17 protein-coding genes are annotated in these 22,864 nt (G+C 32.0%); 2 read left to right on the top strand and 15 right to left on the bottom strand.

Translation table 11 applies throughout. The features are described from left to right. Positions 1-59: 59 nt before the first annotated feature. The 3 genes from AAFU52_RS17495 to AAFU52_RS17505 form a co-directional block, all read right to left on the bottom strand. Complete coding sequence (locus AAFU52_RS17495; RefSeq protein WP_438422860.1) at positions 60-1,163, bottom strand: helix-turn-helix domain-containing protein; 1,104 nt, start codon at positions 1,161-1,163, stop codon at positions 60-62. Between the two features lie 53 nt (positions 1,164-1,216). Next, positions 1,217-1,918 (bottom strand): hypothetical protein, encoded by a 702-nt coding sequence (locus tag AAFU52_RS17500; RefSeq protein WP_438422861.1) that lies wholly within the window; start codon positions 1,916-1,918, stop codon positions 1,217-1,219. Between the two features lie 231 nt (positions 1,919-2,149). Further along, positions 2,150-2,500: a hypothetical protein gene (locus tag AAFU52_RS17505; protein WP_438422862.1), complete on the bottom strand. Its 351-nt coding sequence runs from the start codon at positions 2,498-2,500 to the stop codon at positions 2,150-2,152. Between the two features lie 219 nt (positions 2,501-2,719). Between AAFU52_RS17505 and AAFU52_RS17510 the strand changes: the two genes are divergently transcribed. Further along, entirely contained in the window at positions 2,720-5,377 is a 2,658-nt protein-coding gene (locus AAFU52_RS17510) for a T9SS type A sorting domain-containing protein (protein WP_438422863.1), read from the top strand. A 141-nt stretch (positions 5,378-5,518) separates the two neighbouring features. Here the strand turns inward: AAFU52_RS17510 and AAFU52_RS17515 are convergent, their stop codons facing one another. The 11 genes from AAFU52_RS17515 to AAFU52_RS17565 all read right to left on the bottom strand — a co-directional run bounded on the left by AAFU52_RS17515 (position 5,519) and on the right by AAFU52_RS17565 (position 20,990). Next, positions 5,519-6,046, bottom strand: a complete 528-nt coding sequence (locus tag AAFU52_RS17515; RefSeq protein ID WP_438422864.1) for a GNAT family N-acetyltransferase — start codon at positions 6,044-6,046, stop codon at positions 5,519-5,521. A 155-nt stretch (positions 6,047-6,201) separates the two neighbouring features. Next, a complete protein-coding gene (locus AAFU52_RS17520) occupies positions 6,202-6,375 on the bottom strand; it encodes a hypothetical protein (protein ID WP_161635297.1) in 174 nt (57 codons plus the stop codon). 143 nt (positions 6,376-6,518) lie between these two features. Continuing rightward, positions 6,519-7,244, bottom strand: coding sequence for a sulfite exporter TauE/SafE family protein (locus AAFU52_RS17525; RefSeq protein WP_438422865.1), 726 nt, complete (start codon positions 7,242-7,244; stop codon positions 6,519-6,521). Between the two features lie 9 nt (positions 7,245-7,253). Beyond that, on the bottom strand, positions 7,254-8,876 hold the full coding sequence (locus tag AAFU52_RS17530; protein ID WP_438422866.1) for a M1 family metallopeptidase: 1,623 nt from the start codon (positions 8,874-8,876) through the stop codon (positions 7,254-7,256). A gap of 119 nt (positions 8,877-8,995) precedes the next feature. Further along, entirely contained in the window at positions 8,996-10,333 is a 1,338-nt protein-coding gene (locus AAFU52_RS17535; protein WP_438422867.1) for a M28 family peptidase, read from the bottom strand. Between the two features lie 83 nt (positions 10,334-10,416). Then, the gene (locus AAFU52_RS17540; protein ID WP_438422868.1) at positions 10,417-11,946 is read right to left on the bottom strand and encodes a nuclear transport factor 2 family protein; all 1,530 of its coding nucleotides are present in this window, start codon (positions 11,944-11,946) and stop codon (positions 10,417-10,419) included. A 247-nt stretch (positions 11,947-12,193) separates the two neighbouring features. After that, complete coding sequence (locus AAFU52_RS17545) at positions 12,194-13,543, bottom strand: DUF4302 domain-containing protein (RefSeq protein ID WP_438422869.1); 1,350 nt, start codon at positions 13,541-13,543, stop codon at positions 12,194-12,196. Between the two features lie 16 nt (positions 13,544-13,559). Beyond that, positions 13,560-14,462 carry a substrate import-associated zinc metallohydrolase lipoprotein gene (locus tag AAFU52_RS17550; RefSeq protein WP_438422871.1) on the bottom strand — a complete coding sequence of 301 codons (903 nt, stop codon included), beginning with the start codon at positions 14,460-14,462 and terminating at the stop codon, positions 13,560-13,562. 10 nt (positions 14,463-14,472) lie between these two features. After that, positions 14,473-15,984, bottom strand: a complete 1,512-nt coding sequence (locus AAFU52_RS17555) for a RagB/SusD family nutrient uptake outer membrane protein (RefSeq protein WP_438422872.1) — start codon at positions 15,982-15,984, stop codon at positions 14,473-14,475. Positions 15,985-15,995: 11 nt separating this feature from the next. After that, a complete protein-coding gene (locus tag AAFU52_RS17560; RefSeq protein ID WP_438422873.1) occupies positions 15,996-19,697 on the bottom strand; it encodes a SusC/RagA family TonB-linked outer membrane protein in 3,702 nt (1,233 codons plus the stop codon). 123 nt (positions 19,698-19,820) lie between these two features. Continuing rightward, on the bottom strand, positions 19,821-20,990 hold the full coding sequence (locus AAFU52_RS17565) for a FecR family protein (protein WP_438422875.1): 1,170 nt from the start codon (positions 20,988-20,990) through the stop codon (positions 19,821-19,823). A gap of 160 nt (positions 20,991-21,150) precedes the next feature. Here AAFU52_RS17565 and AAFU52_RS17570 point away from each other — a divergent pair, with 160 nt between their 5' ends. Continuing rightward, complete coding sequence (locus tag AAFU52_RS17570) at positions 21,151-21,663, top strand: RNA polymerase sigma factor (protein WP_262482441.1); 513 nt, start codon at positions 21,151-21,153, stop codon at positions 21,661-21,663. 45 nt (positions 21,664-21,708) lie between these two features. Here AAFU52_RS17570 and AAFU52_RS17575 read toward each other — a convergent pair whose 3' ends face one another. Continuing rightward, complete coding sequence (locus tag AAFU52_RS17575; RefSeq protein WP_035092238.1) at positions 21,709-22,863, bottom strand: MFS transporter; 1,155 nt, start codon at positions 22,861-22,863, stop codon at positions 21,709-21,711. Between the last annotated feature and the right edge of the window lies 1 nt (position 22,864).

The following is a 22,864-nucleotide window of genomic DNA, read 5'->3' on the forward strand; positions in this document are numbered from 1 at the left end:
CTAATAATTAAGTTTGAAAGTTTTCTTAAATGTTAACGAGCAATAAAAGTTATTTTTTATTACTGAGAAGTGAAATATTCTTTTGGTGACGTTCCCATCAGCTTTTTGAAAGATTTATTAAATGTAGTTTTAGAATTAAAACCTGCTTCCTGGGCGAGTCCGAAAAAGGTGAAGTTTTTAGCCTTATCTGTTTTTGCTAATTCTACAAATTCTTTAATCCGATGATAATTAATGTATTCAAAGAAATTCATACCGATATTTTCGTTCAATAACCGAGCTATCTCTGGACTACTTACTCCCAGCATATCAGCAAGTTCTGCTTTTAATAATTTTCTATTGAGATACGGCTTTTTCTCTACCATTAACTGATCTAATTTGGTTTGTAAATGATCTAGATCTGATTTAGATAGTTTGGATTGCGTATATTTTTTTTGAACTCCACCAGGGATAATTTTAAATAGATCAGGAGAAATCATACCATAATAAGCGATAAAAAGAATGATTAAAGCGATACTTAGCCAAATTATTTCTCTTGCTGTTCTTTCTATGGTTTCAAATCCAAAAATACTAATGAAATACACAATAATCCAGCATAGTAAGCAAATACCAATTGCAATAAGGAAATTAAGAAAAAACTGTGTCTTTACAGTATAACTTAATTCATCGCGTAACCCTTTCCTAAAAGAAAGAAATAACTGAAGACTCATTACCCAATACGTAATGTTGAATAGTAGACCAATACCAATAAAAATAGTTATGGTACGAAATAATTCTCCACTTTTAATTCTTGCTCCAATGACTTCGTCTGTAGGAAGCATAAACATAAAAACTACAAAAATAATATAGAAAATTCCAGGGAGGTAGTGTAACAGATCCTGATATGAAAAACGTTTGTTTAATAATGAAGATTTGGTAAACAAGTAAATAGTGGATCCAAATAGGAGTGTTGCAAACTCAGAAAATGCAATCAACCGAAAGTTTTTACCAAAAATATCTGATATATAAAGTACTCGACCTGATAAACCAATCATAAGGACCAGTACTAAAAAAGCAACATATCCATTAATGTTTTTTCTGTTTTTTGGTGAAAAAAGGTAAATACAGAGTAAAAATAGACTCTGGAAATAACCAAAATATACAAGTTGATTTAAAAGTGTTTGCATAAGAGTGTATTAAGCAGGTTATTAAATAACCTGCTTTTGTTGGTCTAAAATAGTTACTTAATATGAAACTGGTTCACATGTTTCACCGAACTATGATCCATTTTTAGATTTTCTTTATAAAATTGTTCAAAAGCAGCTTTGTTTTTCCAGGAAGTAATAACGAAATAGTCTGGATTATAGTTATATCCAAAAGGAGATGCGCCTTCTACAAAATCCACTTGTATTTGACCACCTGCTTTTTTCATTTTTTGTACCCATTCTTTTTTGAACTTTTGAAAAGAAGACTTGTTTTTATACCAATATGCGGTAACAATAGAAAATTTTTCTGGGTTAATGCTAAAAGAAAGATCTTGTTTTAATTCATAATAGGTAAGGTTAAAAGTAGACCAGATATTTCTTCTTTCTTCATGAAAATCAGGCATTGTTTTTTGAATATCGTGTAAGAATTTTTCTCTTCCATTAAGTGTATCCCAATATCCTAAGATCATACTTTCGGGATGATAATTACCTTGAGTTGGACTTCCTTTTATAGCTATCCCTGGTAATCTATGATATCCCATTTTTTCGGCTACAGGAAATGCAGTTTTAAAGTAATGCTGTAGTTTTTGTTTAGTATCAGGTTTGGTATTCAGAAATATGATATCAAATACATGCCCTTTTTTTAGAGTGTATGATTTTGTTTTTGATTGCGCATTCAGGGATGCAAAATTAACAGTCAAGAAAAGTGTTAATAACGAGATTTTTAAAAGCTTCATATAGTTCTTCAATTTTAATTAATGAATTTTTTCACAAGACAAATGTATATGCTATCATCTGGGAAATGAAGAATAGTAGGGGGTGAAAGGTACATATACCGTATGTGTACTTTTATTTAGGGATAAAATAGTAAGAATTGATAGTGTAGAGATGATTCTATTAAAATCTAGTAGCTTATAGAAGTGAATTATGAGAATTATATATAGAAGGTATGGATATGAGATGTATGCTTAATCGATATTTTTTTTGTTATTTATTCGATGCACCAAATTACATATGTACTTATTAAATTCATGGTTTCTTGCACCATAACTGGCAAGTCCCATTAATTTTACTTCCTGATTTTCTTTAGAACCTACCTTTATGATAAATAAGGAGTAGCCTTTTCTGGTTTTAAACCTAAGTCCTTGTTCTTCTCTTATAATTTCATAATCACTCAACTCATCAGAATAAGGGGATTCTTTTATTAAAATATAGTTTTCATAAAGAATACAATTAGGACTTGGCTTAACTTTACTCAAAAGGAAGACAAGAGTAATGATACTAATTACTACCATACTACCTATTATCATAACGATCATCTTTCTTGATTTTATATGCATTGTTAACCACACCTTGTACTATCTAATGTACTAAAAATTATTTTCTTTTTGAGTGCATAATTTGCTTCTTACTTGAAAAAACACTCGGAAAATCTACAAATTAGAGCCATTCAGCTAATTTGTTTTTTATACGTTTCTCTTATTTATATCTTTTAGAGAATCTCAATATATTAACCCAACTTATTTAAAACGTAAAGAATGAAACACAAACTCTTATTCGTCGTATGCTTACTATTTAATTTTTGTATCTATTCCCAAACCTTTATTCGGGATTATAGTAATCCCACAGCAACTTATCAATTAAAAATGGATTTTTCACCTCAATCCTGGGGAGATGTTTATCTCGATATAGAAGTGAAAAATACAGGAAACATTGATATTAATGCTAGAAATGCTAAACTTCAATTTTTATCTGATGCTACTCCAAGCCTTGTTAATTTTACACCTAATGGAAGTATTTCATATCCAACCGTAACGATGACTCATCTGCAAGATGGGGATCGATTTATTAATACTTTAAATATTGGACTTCCCGAAGCATCCTGGGTTGATCATATTTTATCTCCTAATGAAAGTTTTAAACTTAGAGTTGATCTTAGAACGGTAACATCATCATATAGTGATCTCGCAGATTCTGTACGATTTTATACAGAAAATGGAGCACCTTCATTATTTACAGATGTGACGACCACAGTAACTGGAAATGATACTAATGCTGTAATTGTTAACTATAAAAACACGAGTTCTAATACTCTATCTACAGAGACAATTACAACATCTGCCATCTCTTCGCTAAGAATTGACCAGCCATACCAGATATGGGCAAATAGTTTTGTCGTAGGTACTACTCAATATACAAGTGCATATGAAGAATCATCGCCTTTATCATTCATACCTTCTGAAACAAATACTAATATTGCTATAGGATATACTAAATCTACTATTCGTACAGAAAATGTAACTATTAATGTAACCGGACTTCCCAGTGGAGTTTCTACACCAATTGCTCTTAAGAACAATGATATAAACGGTTCAGATAAAAATACACAGATTACTAATGGCAGTAATAGCATATCACAGGTTCTCGAAGGGAATTATGCTGTTACAATATCTGCCTATACCGATAATGCTAATAACCTTATTTATACTCCTCAATACACTGCTAATCTTATAGTAGCGACAGGAAATAGCAACACTCTAGCTGTTTCTTTTGCGGCTTCTTCTGTTCATGAATTTACAGTCAAAGGTTTTCCTAAATATTTATCTCATGGAACCATAACGAATGCTGCTGCTTCTTTTGATGATAATTTCAAGAACTCACCTTTGAACGCTCTTTTTAAATATTCTGGATTAGACGGAGCAGGGGATAGAGGTAAGATTCCTGATATGACTCCTACAAAAAACACTATCGAGCAGGCACGAAGATTAGAAGCTAGCCAAGGCGGAAGAAAAATACTTCCTGTAATGGTGCATTATACTGCTAATGCTAGTGGTGGTGGATCACTAGAAGCTATTAAAGATCTGAGTGAAAATCAAAATTTATATTTTCATTATAGAAATTTGATTCAGGAAATTAAAGTTATTTTAAGTTATGAAGATACTGATCACCTTAATCCCGGAGCTTTTGTAATTAGCCCCGATCTGATAGGTGCTATTCAACAAGATGTCGTTTTTGGAAATGATCATAATATCAGAACCATGCGAGTCGAGGTTAATCAAGATATCAAAAGAGCTTTTGAAGATGAGAATTTAAGTATCACAGGACTTCCTTCTTTTTCTGATAATCTGAAAGGTTATTTGCAGTCGGTTAATTTTTTAATACATCATGTGGGAGAATGTAAAATTCCATTTGGGTATCAGCAAAATGTATGGGCCGCTGGTTCTGCACGTTGGGTTTTTGAAAAAGCAGGAGAGTTTAATGACCCTGTGAGCGAAGCTATAGAAGTAGCCGATTTTATGAATAGTCTTGAGTTATATACAGGAGAGTGGAAACCTGATTTTATAGCTTTTGACCGATACGAAAGAGACTGTTTTGGACCAGCTGCGATACAAAACTATGCATGGACAGCTAAACACTGGGATATGTACCTGATCTTTTGTAAAGAAATTGCAGAACGAATAGGTAATGTACCTATCATGTTATGGCAAATCCCTGGAGGGCATATGCCTACCACAAATGAAAATATTGTCAATTTTGATATTACTAATCACTCTTCTGCATCTGCTCCTTATTTTCTTGGAGATAATAGAATAGGGACAGATCTTAGTAAGATTCACCCTGAGCTGAAAAATATTGCATTAGCACTTCCACATTATGAAGCTAATACTATAGGTGGACATTTGGCTAATGATAATGGTTATGATTGGGGAACGTCTAATCTGCAAAGACTTGCAAATATGAATGTTTTCTCTATTCTATGGGGTGGAGGATCTACTACAGGAATAGGTTCTATAGGTACTAATGGAGATGATGACCAGTGGTTAGCTAAAAAAATAAGTGAATATTATAGCAATGCTCTTGTATATAAGACTGTTGCGATTACACCATATCAAAATGCAACGTATTGCCAGAATGGAGTAAAATTTTCATTGTTACCTAATGAAAATAATAAAGAATTACAGGGTTTAAAAATATTCCCTAGCCCCGCAAAAGATCAATTACAGATAAGTAACTCTGTTTCTGATCAGGAATATATAATAACGATATTCGATATATATGGTAAAAAAGTAGGTGCATATAAAAATCGAAACGGGAACAGTATAGATGTATCTAATTTATCTAAGGGAGCTTATATTATTAAATTACATTCTCAATCTGAAGAAGGAAGTATCTCTAAAATATTTTATAAAGAATAACTCTATCTGTTTAAAGGACAGATGTTAACTAAATTTATTAATCAGAGCTTGTCAAAATTATTTGATCACCAAATATGATATGAAATTGACAGGCTCTGATTGATAATAAAAACAATCTTTCCTGAAGAGATGATTTTTAGGTCATTTATTTCTGGAAATAGAAAAGATAAAATTGTCTAGATTATCACTATCCTTTCTATGTTCAATATGATTAAAGTTATTTTTAATCAATAATTTTTTTGAAGGTTCATTATTTTTATGTGTAAAAGCTTCTATAGTATCTAGGTTTAAAACTTTAAATCCATACGTTAGGATATTTACCAGTGCTTCGTTCATAATCCCTTGTTTATGAAACTTTGGATGTAAATCATAGCCTACTTCTGCTGTTTTTTTATCTTCAGAGAAATTCCATAAGCAAATAGTACCAATGAGTTCTGGATTCTCTTTTATTGTAATTCCCCAAAATAACCAGTTTTTCTCATCAATTCCTTTATTGATTTTGTCGATAAAATTGTTAGCTTCTTCTATTGTATTTGTTTTTGGCCTTTTCACAAATGCATTAACAGCTTCATCAGATCGTAAGAAGAGAATTACCTGATTGTCATTTTCTTTTAGTTGTCTTAGAAGTAATCTTTCGGTTTGTAATTTTGGTAAAGAGGTAATCTTCATTATTTATGATTCTTTTTTGGGCCTAATGTATTCAAAAAGAATTATACTCTCATATACATTTGAAATTACTAGAAATTATTTAATTATATACTATATAAAAACTGCCAAAGATTTAAACCTTTGGCAGTTTTATAATTTTTAGATAACCTATCTACTTAACAATCATTTCTATGTGACACACACGTTCCTGTTGCACAAGCAAAGTTGCAATTTGGAGCAATACTAGAATCACAATCTCCTGTACCAGTACCTCCTTTAATTTTTTGAGCACTAAACTTAGAAATAGTGTTTTTGTTGAGTTTGAGTTTTTTTAATTGCTTTTTTTTCATGATATATATAATTTGATTAATATTTAAATGTATCAAATTAGTAGCATTATTGTTTTTTTATCGCATTAATTAACTAAAAGTTTAACTATGAGTTATTAATCCATTAAATAAGCATGCTCTATAATTATTTAATAGCACTATGATTACTTAAATAAAATAACCAATCCTCCAATCGCTGTCATAATTAAAATGAATTTTCGGTATTGATGATCTTTAAACCGTTTTACTACCTTGAGTCCAATGACGAACCCCAGTATAACTCCCGGAATCAAATATAAATCCACAATTAATGTCTTCATATTTATAGTATCCCAGCTAAAAATATGAAATGGAAGTTTAAACAAGTTAATTATAAAAAATAACCAAGCAGCAGTACCGATAAACTCATTTTTTGGTATTCGGGTTGCCATGAAAAAAATATTGGTAAATGCTCCTGCAAGGTTCCCAATCATTGTGGTGAAACCAGCAGCAAACCCGGTAGTGCTAATAAACCAAAGCTTATTAGGGATGTTTTTTTTATCGTACCGTTCCCAAAAAAACATGATAACCACACTAATAATGATAATCACGGCCATTCCTTTCTTAAATATATATTCGGGAAGATCTTTTCCGACAAAAACGGCTAATAGAACCCCACCTATCATCCATGGGAGGAATTGAATGAGATATTTCCAACGAGCATGTCGGTTATAATACAGCACAGCCAAAACATCAGCAAAAATTAAAAGTGGTAATAGTATTCCTGTAGATGCTTTTGCACCATGCGCCAGTGCCATTAGGGTTACGACTACAATTCCCATTCCTTTGAGCCCTGATTTGGACACTCCTAATATAAAAGCAGCAGTAAATGGAATAAAGTAAGATGTCATTTTATAACACTATAGTTCTTTTATATTTACATAAAAATTAGGATCTACTGTAAGTTTATTTCCTTTAAAATCTTTGGTCTGCCACTTGGCATTAGGTTGTACCCATTCTGGGGTACCATCTATAAAAAGACGTACAGGCATATCAAATTTATCTACAATGTTGCTATAACGATACTTTAACTTTCCTTCTTCGAATGAATATTCAAGAGTTGGGATTCTTGTATCTCTAAGATATTGATCAAAAAACTGAGTAAGATCAATTTTTGTAGCTGTACTAATATAGTCTTCTATTTGTTGGGTAGTAACAGTTTGATGATAGAAATTTGAGTTAAGTCCTCTTAGTATTGACCTCCATTTTTCATCATCTTCGAGGAGTTGGCGAAGTGTATGTAACATATTTGCTCCTTTATAATACATATCACCAGATCCTTCTTTATTTACATTATAGTGACCTATAATTGGTCTATCGTTTTGGATATTTCTTTTGGTACCTATTACATATTCTGAAGCTGCTTTTTTGCCATAATGATAATCGACAAATAGGTTTTCAGAATAGGCTGTAAAACTTTCATGTATCCACATGTCTGCAATATCTTTATATGTAATGTTATTGGCAAACCATTCGTGACCAGACTCATGGATAATAATAAAATCAAATTTTGTTCCCCATCCCGATCCGGAAAGATCGTTACCTAGATATCCATTTAAATATTTATTACCATAGGTAACAGAGCTTTGATGTTCCATCCCAAGATAAGGCACTTCTACCAGTTTAAAACTATCTTCATAAAACGGATAAGGACCAAACCAATGCTCAAAAGCCTTCATCATCTTAGGGGCGTCTTTAAATTGTTTTTTCGCTTTTTCCAGATTATCTTTTAATACATAATAATCCATATCCAGTTTTCCTTTCTCACCATCGTATTGTTCTCCAAAGTGAACATAATCCCCGATATTGATATTTACTCCATAATTATTGATTGGGTTGCTTACAAACCAATGAAATGTTTTGGTGCCATTGTCATGTTTTTCTGTTTTACGCAATCGACCATTAGATACATTCATAAGAGTAGATGGTACATTAACACTAATTAGTAAACTATCTACTTCATCATACATATGATCTTTATTAGGCCACCAAACACTAGCTCCTAACCCTTGGCATGAAGAAGCTACAAAATGCTTTCCATTTTGATCTTTTTTCCAGGAAATACCACCATCCCATGGAGCACGAACAGCTTCACGAGGTTTACCACTATAATACACTTCTATTGCATTTTTACTATTTTCTTTTTGTGCTGTTGATAGTGTTATAAAATGAGCATTACCTTCGGATGTTACTTTTAGTTGCTTATTATCCTGAAGTACTTTTTCTATTTTTAAAGGAGGTTGCAGGTCGATTTGCATTACGTTATGCTCTTTCAATACTTTGTAATGAATTGTATTTTTTCCTGAAATAGTTTTTTGATCAGGGTCTACAGCAATATCAAGATGGTAATAGGTTAAATCCCACCATGCTCTTTCTGGAGTTATTGATCCTCGCAATGAATCTTGCCTGGTAAATTGTGATTCTTGTGCAGATAATAAGGTAAAACTTAAAATGCTAAATACTATTGTATAGAATGTGTTCATCTATGGTATGTTTATTTCTCGATCGTTATACTTTATATCTACCTGTTAGGTTGGTAGAATTCATATAGTAATCAATTTTGTGTTAGTTTCGAAATTATTGACAGATTCTTTTCTGTAAGTTATCTAAAAGTTTCTGATGGAAACACAACAGGGCTCTCATGACCATTTTTTCCAACAGTGGCTATTCCGAAGAAGAAATTGTCAATAACAATGCCATCTAGAATGAAGTTGTCTACATTTCCTACAAAACGACTATGATCCCAGGTAGGAGAAGTGGTGTCTCGCCAGTATATTTTATAACCTTTAATATTTGGGTCATTGGCTTTTTGCCATTTAAATTTTACTGAGGGCTCTACAATTCCACCTATTTTTACTTCAGATGGGGCAGGAGGAGCCCATGCAATACTTGCTAGATTTATAGCATTTACGGCAGTAAGTTTTGCGGCATAATTAAAATTAACATGTTCTACAACATCTCCGTATTTGATCCCATTTTCTTCACGAATATTTTGATGTTGTTGAGTATAGTTTTCATGCGCTTCCATAATTCGAATTCCGGCATAGCCTAAATCATTAAAAGGTCTGTGATGACCACCTCGACCAAAACGATCTAATCGATAAATCATCATAGGGTTCATCTCTGGCATATATGTTTTTACATTTTTATGTACATATCGAGCCAATTGACGCGAAATCCCGTCGACTTCTCCACCATAAAAACGTCTACGCCTTACAGTCTTTTCGTTATCAGTAAGATTGGTAGGTTCAGAAAATATTCTAAATGCTCTATTATCGATAACTCCATCTACTCCTTTAATGTTTCCAATCATATCATTATTAAGGATTCCGATAATATCCCAGCCTTTGTCTTTAGCATATTTTGCTAGTCCACCACCGCCAAAGAGGCCTTGTTCTTCTCCAGATAATCCAACATAAATAATACTATTCTCAAAAGTATGTTTTGATAATACTCTTGCGGCTTCAATGGTTCCTGCCATTCCGCTAGCATTATCATTTGCACCAGGAGCATCGGTAGTAAAATCCATAGTATCACTAGCTCGAGAATCTATATCACCGCTCATGATAATATAACGATTAGGGTATTTTGTTCCTTTTTGTATGGCTACTACATTTACCACCCAGGCATCATGAGGAACTCTGGATCCCATATCTTTGGTTACAAAATCTTTTTGATAAAATACATCTAAACAGTTCTTACAATCTGTAGAGATTTTTTCAAACTCTGTTTTGATCCACCTTCGGGCTGCTCCAATACCTCGTGTCTGAGAAACAGTGTCACTAAATGTATTACGAGTTCCGAAGTTTGCTAATTTTTTGACATCGGTTTCAATTCTATCTGCAGAGACTGCATTAATGATATCATAAATACGTTGATCTGTTTGTGCAATTAAAATGGTAGATAATAGAAGTAGGGCAGAGGTAAAAAATGTTTTCATTTGTGTGAATTTGATCGCCTAATTTAAATAAAAGAGTCAAGTAATGATTGTTTCTTAACAAATTTATAAGATGATGGTATGTATCACTGAATAAAAACAACCTTGGTTATTTTCTCATTATTTACCTCATAAATCGCTACAGCACTATAATGTTGATTATTGATGGTTAGAAACTCTTCATCAATAACTACATTACCCATTAGAATTCTATTTTTTATTTTACAATTGAGATCAGGTGTGGTTTTAAAGAAATTGGTATATCCTTCTTTAATTTTCTCATGACCTTCGTATAAAAATTTGTAAGGGAAATTATACACTTTTATATCTTTGGTATAAGTGGCAACAAAAGCATCGATATCTCTAGCATTATAGGCATTGAGTTGTTTATTAATGATATTTTCAGAATTCTTTTCAATATCATTGTCAGGTTGAGGTCTGATAAAAGTTACCTTAGCAATCTTTCCATTTTCTACTTCGTATACAGAGATCACTTTTACAATTCGATCACTATATGTAACATATTCTTCATCAATTACTTTATTACCAAGTACAATACGATGTTTGATTTCACAAAATAAATTGGGTTCAGTTTTAAATTTTTTATCATAATAAGGACGCATGGTTTCTTTGCCTTTGTAACGTACTGTATCTGGATAATCATAAATTAACACATTGTCATTATATGTAGCTAAAAAGGCATCGATATCTTTGGCATTGTAGGCGTCTAATTGTTTTTGAACAATATGCTCGGGAGAAATATCTGATACCACAGCAAGCATGCTTCCTGAAGTATTTGTTGCTATTCTGGAAATATGACCGATTTCTTTATCCATAAAAGTATAAAAGGTGTTCCAGCCAGAATCTGTTTTTGGATTAAACTTAAAAACCGTATTTCCTTTCCCCATCAAGATAGTACCATCTGGTAGCCAGCAGATATCTTCAGACCCAGGTACTGTATGTATGATTTTTTCGGTGATTCCTGTTATAGGATCAATTGATTTAATTTCCCAATCTTTATTTTCTTTACTGATATAGCTAATCAGATTTGTATTAGGTATTTTATGCAACGATCTTCCTATTTTTTTTTGAAACGTATGATTAGTTCCTTTTTTTATATTAGATACTACCAATGACAATGCATTATCTTCAAGTACAGATGAAACGAGCATGTCTTCATTAAACCAGGTATGATATCCAACTTTAAGTCCTTCTAATAAAACTTTAGACTCCCCGGTTTTGTAATCATAACGATAAAGGAGTTGTTTTCCATCTTGATCCAGGCGAATAGAAGAAACTTGATTTTTGTTAGGGATTTTGGTAGGGGAATATTCACTTCCGTTTTTGGTTTCTGTAACCCAATCTATTTTAGCATTTTTACTATTATATACGACTATATCTGTTTGTTTATTACGGGTAGAAGAAAACAAAACCATGGTATCATTAAAAATGGAAGGTTGGTTATCATATCCTTTGTTGTTAGATATATTTCTTTGATTGTTAAGTATGATTGTTTTTTCTTTTTTGATGATATCAAAAAGATATACTTCAGTATCGGTTTGTGAGAAGGTAGGTATTGTAGTGAGTACTACTAAAAGAACAATTATGTACTTCATTGTTTTTATTTTCTAAAATACATTGAAATATTGACGTTATTCTTAAGTAAATGTTAATGTAGAAATGATGTCTATCCTTGGTTTTTAGAAAAAAAGAGAAATGGGTTTAATCAAAAAACCCAGAGCATAAAGCTCCGGGTTTTCGAAAGTTGAGTTAGAAAGGCTATTGAGGGAACAATAGTCAATTGTGTATATTGTTGATAAGATTAGATTCCATACACGGAGAATCTAAAATTTTGTGGGCTAATTATTGAAACCAAATCACATAAGAACTAATCGGGTTGTCTATACTAAAGAAACTTCCTGATTGGTTAGTAAATGCATTGCTAAATGTTCTAAAATTTCCTCTTTCGGTATATAATAAACCGCTAGGAGATGTCCAGTAATCTAATAATGGTTGAATACGAGGTTGAAAGAAACCACCATTAGCATCTGTTGCACCTACTAGAGTTAAAAACATTTTTTTATCTACTACAGATACATTGAAATTATAATTCCCGGCAAAGTCAGTGGTTCCATCTGATGCTCTAAATGTCATAGTTGCTGTAGGCGTAGGGGTCGAGAAATCCAATATAAAAAAGTAAATACTCATCGTTAACCCATTAGGGGCAAGGTTAGTATTTATAGTAGTGAAAATATCAAGAAACTCTTGAGACATAAATTGTGCATCACCATAAGTAGGTCGATATCCAAATATTGAACGTGTACCATCCTGTATCTTTAAAATATCATCACTAATATATCCAGGTTCAATCGAAGCACTAATTACAGCAGTAAGATCTCCTACAGTTGATTTAAATGTATTAGTTGCTACCTCGTATGTGAATGATTGAAAATCGGTTCCATTAAAAGAAAAAGGAGTTATAAAATCAAATCCTGTTTCTGTAATTTTTAATGGTAAATCAAAAGATAGGATATTATTACTATTGTCTGATCCACTAAACGTTGCTCTTCTTGTATTGTCATTAAAACTGAAATTAGAAGAAAACACTTCTTGTGCAGCAGTATTAGTAATAGTTAATTCTCTAAAGAAATCAGTTGTAAGATGTCCATCTTTTATACGTTCTTCTAAACCTTGAAGCACTATGATCTGATCTTTATCTAGTGCTGTTGCGGGTGTTAAAGTAATAATTGATTTATCTCCCTGATCTGTTTTACTTTTAAGTACTATTTTTTCATTAGTAATCTCTTCAAAAATAAATTCGAATTCTGCTCCTAATGCAAATTGTTGAGTCTCAAACAAACTATGTAGTGTCGAATAGTTCTCTAATACCAATTCTGGTAACTGATTCACTCCTACACGATAAGTAGATGGTAAATCATTCGTACCGTTTTTATAATCAGAAGTTGTTTCAACTGTATTATCAGCATTGAATTTTAAATGAACTCTAAATAAAGCTTCACTTTCTCCAGGAAAATAATCTGCTTTCCATCCAAATTCAGGTGCTATTAATATTTTCTTATAACTTTCTAATTGTGCATTAACACGAGTATCAATATCTTGATCAAACAATGGTTCTACTTCATTATCATTGCTACAGGCCATAAAACCTAAAGTGATAATAAGTAATGCATATATTTTTATATTTTTTAACATGTTGTTCTAAATTTGATTAGTTAATACTGTTTAAAAACTCATCTCTTAATACTAAAAGATCAATTCCAACATCTTCTTTCATATACTTTACAACAGCATCATACTTTTGTTGAATACGTACTCTACCTGCATTTCTATCTATACAATCCTGACCTTGACCTGTGCAATCTTCTGCAGTAAGGTAAGTAGCTTGAAATACAGCTGGATCGGTTGTAACGATATAGGATATGGTTTCTGCAAAATCTTCTCCAACGGCAGAAGTAGCATAAGGAGTAACCATCCCTCTTGCAATAGCACTATTTTGAGTTTCTTGTGTCCACGTTCCTGGTGTTGTGTAATCTTCATTCGATATATCGTAGAAAGCTTCTACATCAAAATTAAAATTTTGATCTACAATATGAGCGAACTCATGATGTAAGGTTCTGAATGTTTGAACAATCCAGGCTTTATTATCAGGAGCATAATCATTTGCTTGGGTTAGAGTTACTCTAACCCCAGCATCTGCAATTCCCAAAGTAATAGTACCGTCACCATTATATAGAGGAGAACCTAATAAAACGATTTCTGCAGGGAAATATGTTCTTAAAAACTCTTCTCCTTGATCCGAAGCTTTATTATATGGTTCTATCCAGGCTTGCTTGATTAATTCAGCAATAGGTTGTACTACATCTAAACGAGGTGGTACGGCTGATTTAGAAGGATCTATATATCGATCAACAAATTTGTATATAACATTACAGCCATACGGGTCTCTAAATTCATTTTTTAAATAAACATCAAGCTCATTAGTTGATTCTACTTCGTTTTGTTCAAAAATAGATTGCGGTTGTAATGTTTCTTCTCTATCACATCCAGATATTACTACTAAACCTAGGATGATAAACAATATTTTATTTATTAATATTTTTTGTGTTTTCATAATCAACATTTTATCTAGGGTTAGGAGTTAATCCGAATGAAAGTGCATCATTAGGAATTTGTATGGCTTTTCTCAAATCATTTTCTGTTAGCGTAAAAGTTTGACCTCCTTCACTTACAGGTAATATATGGGTTATAGAGATATTATGTCTCTTAATATCAAACCATCTTAAACCATGATCCCAAAACTCTTTTTTTCTTTCGTGTAGTATTAGTTCCTTAACTGCATCACTTTCACTAAGCAAAATTGGTTGATTAGTTTGCGGATCAATAGGACTATAAAAATTTATGATATCGGTAGTGTTGTTAAATTGATTACCGTTATATCTCTTGTTTGCCAGAACGTTAACATCTGCAAGTGCAGCAGCTTGATCTCCAAGAAAAAGATTAGCTTCAGCTCTGTTTAGCAATACTTCTTCGCCTTTAAATACTTGAGCGATGTAATACGCTTGACCAGAATTAGAAGATAAGTTTTCTCTAAAAAAATATTCTCTTAATCGTGCTTGATATCTGGCATCGGTTCCTACACGCCATCCGCCTATAATAGTTCTGTTATCAGCAGCAGAGAATAGATTACGATATACATTATTAACATCACCAGCATTTAATCTAAATCCGGTATTTCTTCTTGCATAGAAAGAAAATTGAGATATTACCAATACGTTACTAGGGTCTGATGGATCACTATAATTTTCTGCAGTTCCATTGTAACCACCACTAGTTAGTGTGGTAAAATCTTTCAGAAAAAAATCTGGAGAACCATCTAGAAACAGATCACTATATTTTTTACAATTTGCATAGTCTTTTTTCCATAAGTAAAATCTTGAAGCAAAGGCTTGAGCAGCTTTTTTAGTAAAATGATACTTTTTGGTTCCTATGAAAAAGTCATCATTAATAAGAGCTAAGCCCTCTAATAAATCTTTTTCCACAAGACTATAAACTTCTGCGACCGTATTACGTTTGTAGCTTGGTAAGAACTCTATTTCTGGTTGTAGTACATATGGAACCCCTAAGTTAGAAGATGCATTCTCATCGTAATGTAAACCAAATAAGTTAACCAGCATAAAGTGATGGTATGCTCTGGAGAGAAGAGCCTCTCCTTTTACTGCATTTTTTAGCTTCTGATCACCTTCCATACCGTCAATTACAGCTAGTACTTCATTAGTTTGTGCGATTGCCGCATAACTACGATCCCAATAAAAAGTTGGTGAATCCTGAAATATTGCTGTTACATCAGCCCAAGTATAGGTTTGCGTGTCCTGCAAATCAATAGAGTTTCCTCCTGCAGTTTGTGCAATACCATTAGGATCAAGATTACCTACAGGGCCAGCTAAGTCTGTATACATATCTGTAAATACATAACTAGCTTGGGTATAAGCATCTGCAACAACTTTGGCTGCTTTTTCAACAGTATCTAGTTCTAATCTATTATCTGGAGATTCGTCCAAATATTTCTCACAACTTGAATTTAACATTACAAGAAGGAGGAGTAGTATATATGATGTTAATTTATAATTCTTCATAATTAATCTTTTTAGAATCCAACATTAAGTGATAGCGATACAGTTTTTGGTACTGGTAATGCAGCTCCTCCAGAATTAAAGAATTCAGGATCCTGACCATTTAACGCTTTGTCAGAGTATAGTAAGAATAAATTCTCTCCTTGTATACGAATTCTTGCAGAAGTAAAACCTATCTTTTCTGCGTATGCAGAAGGTACAGTATATCCTAGTGCAATTGATCTCATACGAGCATATGTACCATCGACTACTCTTAAATCACTATTATTATATAGTTCATAAGCGTTATCACCTCCTGCTACAATACCATTTGCATTTACAAAGGCATTAAGTTCAGAGATTAAAGTTCTATTTTCTACAATAGCAGGAATGTTAGTTATATTTTCATCTCCAGGAAGTGCCCATCTGTTAGTCAATTCACCTGGTAGTGAATTAAAATCAGTATAAGAGGCATCAAAATTACTATTCAAACGTATTTTGTAATCAAATTTGAATGAGATATTAGTAGATAAAGTAAAGCCTTCATAAGTAAAGGTGTTACTAAGTCCACCAGCTCCTCTAGGTTGAGTTGGACCTTCATACTTCAATATTTTTTCAATATCATCTCTGCTTTGAAGATCTATATTTGTTACTCTATTATTATCAGCATCAAAGAACGTTGGGATACCAAATTCATTTAGTCCAGCAAAACGAACTGAGTATAATGCAGAGATTTCACGACCAGTGTATGGTGCTCCCGACGGAGATATTAAATCTACTAATCTAGGATCAAATTGAAGCTCTTCTACTTCTTCTGTATTGTAACCTACATTAATATTAGTTGACCATTCAAAATTTCTTGTCTTTACATTAACAGTAGATAAAGCAAATTCATATCCATCAACTTTTAAATCTGCATAATTACCTGTTTTAAAAGCTTCACCACCTACACCACTTGTTTTAATGGTTCCGATAAGATCAAATGAATTACGTTTATAGTAACCCAGTTCACCTGCAACTCGGTTGTTAAACATAGAGAATTCTAATCCAGCACTAAATTCTTTAAGTTTTTCAAAAGTTAAATTAGTATTTTCTAAAGAATTGATTTGAATTGTACTTTCTACATCTTGTGGACGTAATGGTACACGACCTCTTAGATCCAATGTAGCACTTGTAAGAGGACCTCTTCCTCCAGACAATCCATAAGTAGCTTTTAATTTTAAAAGATTTACCCAATCAGCTTTAAAGAAATCTTCTCTATCAATGTTCCACGCTCCACTAATATTATAATTTGTAAGATATCTTGCTTTAGGACTTGACCCTTGTAGGTTGGACCCATCATATCTTAAAGTACCGTTAATAGTGTACTTGTTTTTTAAAGTGTACCCTGCATTAAAGAAAAAACCAGTAAAACGATCTCTAAAATTTGAAATCTCAAAATATTGATCTCCGTTATCGATTAATTGATCAATAGCATCGGGGTTTGTATTGACTAAATATCCGTTCTCATAAGAAATACCAATACCATTGAACTCTCTACTGGTTCTATTTGTTGATTTTATTTCTTGTCCTAAAAGAAAAGCAAATTGGTTATTATCATTAATGCTTGGGTTCCAGGAAATAGAATTTCTCCAATATAAATAATCCAAAACATCTTCATTAAAGATATTAATACCACCTTCTGGTAATATTGAATAACGAGGTCTGGTTAAGTTATCTCTATCCTGATATAAGAAAGGATTTACATTTGCCAAAACGCCTTCATCTGCTCTAAAAGCTTCAGCCTGGTTAGATTTATCACCAATAACATGTTCTCGTTGCGTAATTGCTTTACGATAGTTGAATGTAGAATTTGCAGTTAAATTATTACCTAATTTATAATTTAGATCTGTTTGAAAAGCAATATCAGTAACATCAATGTTAATATAGTTATTACTCAATTCATGGATGATATTAAATGGTGCATAGTTTTTTCTGAAAAATTCTAAATTACCATTTTCATCGTATGGTGTAACACTTCTACTATTGGTTAAAGAATAGCTGTAAGGGTTAATTTCGAATTCACGTTCAAAATCACCTGTTAAAGGATCTAATCTTCTATCATTTGTACCTGGAGCAATCTGATCTCTAAAACTTCCTGTTAATGAGGTGTTTATCGAGAATTTTTCGGAAAGGTTAAATTTTGTGTTTAATCTTGCTGTATAACGCTGAGCTTCATCTCCTATTGTTTGTCCCTGATCATTAAGGTAACTTAAAGAGAAATAGTAGATAGCATCATCACTTCCTCCCGAAACACTTAAAGAATGATTTTGTTGTAATGATAAATCATTAAAAAGGGTTTCAAACCAATCTGTATTAGCTACTTGATAACGGTTAAAATAGCTATCAGCCAATTGTCCATTAGCTCCTATTTCTACGTTATTTGTTCTTCTTTCGTTAAAATACTGTCCTAAAACTCCATAAGATTCAGCATACTGAGCAGTTGTTAAATCAACTAATCCTTTGTCTACCAATTCTGCATAAACAGATAATTCTTGTTGAGAATTCAATACATTAAAGTTTGTATATCGAGGTCGTAAACGGTAAGAAAAATTGTTACTATAGTTTACTCTTAAAGCTCCTCTTTTACCTTTTTTGGTTGTTATTACAATTACTCCATTCTTTGCACGTGCACCATATAAAGCTGTTGCAGACGCATCTTTTAGAATAGAAAAACTTTTAATATCATCTGGGTTTAATCCAGCGATAGAGGAACCAATTAATGAATTGATATCACCAGAAGCTAAATCCTGTTGAGCTAATTCTACGTTATCTTCTAAAATTACTCCATCAACCACCCAAATTGGGTTATTATTACCTGTAAGAGAAGTATTACCTCTAATTCTAATTCTTGGTGATGCACCAAATGAACCAGAAACATTATCTACAACTACCCCAGCATCTCTACCTTCTAGAAGTCTTGATGCATCAGAAACTCCATCAATTTTAATATCTTCCAGATTAAGCTTTGTAGCAACACCGGCAAAAAGACGGCGATCTACTTTTTTATAACCATCTGTTATTATGACTTCGTCTAGTGACTCTACAGATTCTTTTAATACAAATTGAAATTTTGTTTTATTCTTATCTGTGATCGTAATAGTTTGAGTTTCGTAACCTAAGTTTTCGATCTTAATTACGTCTGATACCGAAACTCGCATTGTAAAATTTCCATCAAAGTCTGTAACTACCCCTTGGGTAGTTCCTTGTATAGATACAGTAGACCCGGGAATGGGAAGGCCATTTTTGTCAACAACCTGTCCGCTGATTTCAAAACCTTTCTGTGGTTTTACCAGTGCAGATTGTCGTTTTTTGATTGTTGGAATATTAGAACTAACCGCTTTTTTTACCAATACAATTTGCTTATCTACTATTTTATAAGAGACATTGGTGTTCTTAAATATTCTATCTAAAATATATTCTACTCTTTTGTTAGAAACTTTAAAAGATACCTTTCTTTTGGTATTCACCTCGGCATCCTTAAAAAACACTTTAAATTCTGTTTTTTGTTGTATTAAATCAAATACTCTCTCAATTGTAAAGTTTTTCACATCAAGTGAAATCTTCGTGTTTTGAGAATAAGTATTTGCGTTTATTCTAAATAGAGACAATATAATTAATAGTATTGTTAGCCTCATTTTCAAATTAAATATTAATTTTGCCACACCATTTGTGTGGTTTTGTCTAATTATTTTCATATTTTTAATATGATTTAATGATTGAACCATTGTTAAATTACGCTTACTCTAAATCGGGAGATGTTGCAGCATTTCTCGATTTTTTTTGTTTATTAGTCATTTTGGAAACATACTTTTTTTGTTTTAGGGGTTAATAATTATTTCATTTTCTTTGATGGTAAAATTAAAGAAGGTATTGCTTTTAAAGGTTTTTAATACATCTTCTATATTTTCTACATCAAACTGACCTGTGAATTTTTCTTTCTTTATTTTTGGGTAATTTATTGTTATTTTCTTGTCATAAGATCTCTCCAGTTTCTTAATGATATTCTCAAAACTTTCATTTTTAAACAGTAATATTCCATCAACCCAAGCAGTATAATTTTCTGTTTTTACTGTAGAAATATTTAAATTCTGACCTGATTTTAAAAGACTAGCTTTCTGATTAGGCTTAAGTATTTGATCGATATCTTTATTAAATCGGTCTTTATTTTTAAATACACCTACACTACCTTCTACCAGAACAACCTCAGAAAATGGATCATCAGTGTAAGAAGAGACATTAAACTTTGTCCCTAAAACTTCAGTTTTAATACCATTGGTAGATACAATGAATGGAGCTTCTTCATTTCGGGCAACTTCAAAATAGGCTTCACCAGATAATTCTACTTCACGAACTTGTCCGGCAATAAAACGCACGGGAAATTTTAATGTAGAACCTGCATTAACATGAACTATTGTACCATCAGATAGTTCTAATTGAAATTTTCTTCCATAAGGTACTTTTAATGTGTTGATACTTGGTTTTACCTCAGCAATGTTGTTTTTTTCGTTTTGGTATACTATTTTACCTTTTTCCTGAACTCCTACTACAGTACCATCGTTATTTTTAATTTCTTTAAATAACTCATTCTCCTGTATAGTTTCAAGACTGCCATCGCTTAGTTGTAATGTTACTTCATTTGAAGTAGAACCGGTGCCAAAAAAAGTGTTGTTGTAGTATAAAGTAGCACTAATTATAAGCCCTACAAAAACTGCAGCATATTTTAAATAATTATTGATTCTATTTTTGCGGGTTTTAGTACGAGATTTTGTACTTTGTATTTGTTTTTGGAATAATGATGATGCTTTTTGATTATCAAAATCGTTTTTACCTAATTGGATGTAATGATCAGTGATAATGTATTTTTTAAATTCATTTAAATTTTCTTCATCATTCAATAGTTTTTTGAACTCGGTGAGTTCTCGTTCGGACATCTCATTATTTAGGTATTTTAGTATTTGATTTATATCCAAATCTTTGTTTTTTTTCATGCGAATTATTGGCTTATTTATAGTTAAGACTTGAAAAAAATAAAAAACCCTTACTTCTGAAACTATTTTTTTTATTATTTATGTAAAGTTTTTGTTAATTGTTTTAGGATAGGGTTTAAAAATGAGTTAAAAAAAGAGTGCTATAAAGAACGAGACCCAAATAGAGGAACTTAAGAGAGGTAATGAATTTGTATACAGGCATTTATATGAGATGTACTATAACGAATTATGCGCCTATATCTATAGTTTATCGAGGGATAAACAGCAGGCAGAAGACATCGTTCAGAACGTAATGCTTAAAATTTGGAAGAATAAAAAAAAATTAAATATTACTACTTCTATCAAAAGTTACCTATATAAAGCATGTTATTATGAATTAATAGATACCTATAATAAAAATAAAAAAGAGTTAAGTTATATAGAACAAATACAAAAAAATACTCTTAATGTTTTTGTAGAAGAAGATAACGATTTTATCAAAAGAAAAATACACCTTGTTCAGGCAGAAATTGAAAAACTTCCTCCAAAATGTAAAGAGGTATTTATATTAAATAAAATTCAGGGATTTAAATATAAAGAAGTGGCAGAACAACTTGATATTTCTATAAAAACTGTTGAAGCACAAATGTCAAAGGCTATGTCAAGAATTAAAGAAGCTCTAGAGACTGTTTAATAGAATATTTCTTTTCAAAAATGATATTTCAAACTATTTAATTACTTATTTCCTTAATGTATATATCCCTAAAATAGGCCCTATACTTAAAAACACGTATAACATAGTATTATCTAATTTTCCTGTTAAAAAAGATAATAACTGAATACTAATTATAGTAATAGCAAATCCAATACAATTAATAATTGTAAGAGCAGTACCTCTTAGTTCTGGGGGTACAGCAGCAGCTACCATTGTAGAAAATTGAGGAGAATCTGAAATTACCAACATTCCCCAAATACTTAAAGCAATTAAAAATAATTCTGGCGGTAATAGGAAAAGCAGGGGAGAAGCAAGACAAAATATTCCAGAAATTAATAGTGAATTATATGCTACTTTTCTACTTCCGGTTTTTAGCGAAATCAAACCACCCAGAATGCAGGAAATAAAACCAACACCTATGATGATAAAAGACCAAAAAGACACCTGAAGTTGTATCGATTGTAAGCGAGAATAGGTTTTAAGAATAATAGGAACAAATCCCCAAAACGCATATAGTTCCCACATATGTCCAAAATATCCAAAAGCTGCTTTTCTAAAACTAGGGATACTAAAAAGTTGTGTAACGATCCCAAGTTGAAGCTTAGAAACTAGTTTTCTGTATGGACCATCAGGAACCAAAAACCACATTGCTGATCCTCCAACAAATGCTAAGATAGATGTGCTAATAATTACAGCTTTATAATCGCTACTCCAGGAAAACTGATTAATTAGGTGAGGAAAAGCTGTTCCTAGTACCAAAGCACCTACAAGATACCCAAGTGCCTTACCGAGTCCGTCTTTATAATAATCAGAGGCTATTTTCATGCCAATAGGATATATACCAGCAAGGAAAAATCCAGTGCCAAATCTTGCCGTAAGTAAATTAAATACCGTGATATCAGGAATAAGCAATGACAAATTACTAAGCCCTCCCAAAAAAGCACAAATCATAAATATTCGAGATGGAGAAAACCGATCGGCTAATGTTAATAGAGCAAATGTTAGTGTTCCTACAATAAACCCAAATTGCACAAAAGATAAAAGATAGCCTAAAATATTAAAATCAGCATTAAACTGAGAGGCGAGATCATCAATAACAGCATTGCCAGCAAACCATAACGAAGTACAAAAAAACTGCGAAATGATAATCACCGGGAGTATGTAGAATTTTGATTTCAAT

This window comes from Aquimarina macrocephali, from assembly GCF_051627225.1.
GTDB classification, from domain to species: Bacteria; Bacteroidota; Bacteroidia; order Flavobacteriales; family Flavobacteriaceae; genus Aquimarina; species Aquimarina macrocephali.